A 509-nucleotide genomic window follows, 5' to 3' on the forward strand; every position below is an offset into this window, starting at 1 on the left:
GAGACAGGCCAGCACCTGCTCGGCCCGGACCCGGACGAGCCGGCCGGCGCCGTCCACGTGCAGGGCCGTACCGGTCGGCGTCCAGGCCACCACGTCGGTCACCTTCGGTCCGGCGGGCCGGGCCGATACGTCCGGACCGAGGGCACCCAGGTCGACCAGGAGGGCGTCCTTCTTCGTTCCGTTCAGCAGCAGCCACCGCCCGTCGGGCGACACCCCGCCGCGACCGTCGGTGCCGAGCTCGGTGCCGCAGCCGGTCCGCACCGGGGCCAGGCCGTGCGCCGGGTCGAGCAGGGCCAGGCAGGGTCGGCGGGGCGAGCCGGCGGAGACCTGGGCGACCACCCGGCCGTCGGGCAGCACGCCGTAGACGTTCAGAACGCTCTGGTCGGCCCCGGCGGGCAGCGAACCGACCGACCGGCGCCAGGCGATGAACCCGGCCTGGCCGGGCTGCCGGACCAGGACGGCGTCGCCGGCGAAACCGACCGGCGCCGCCCCGTCCGGGGCCGCCGTCC

General features: G+C 77.6%; 1 pseudogene. It reads right to left on the reverse strand.

Features of this window, described 5'->3' with window-relative positions:
* Positions 1-509: pseudogene (locus DKL51_RS35480) on the reverse strand (hypothetical protein); the annotation flags it as partial.

Source organism: Micromonospora globispora (genome assembly GCF_003857015.1).
Classification (GTDB): domain Bacteria; phylum Actinomycetota; class Actinomycetes; order Mycobacteriales; family Micromonosporaceae; genus Micromonospora; species Micromonospora globispora.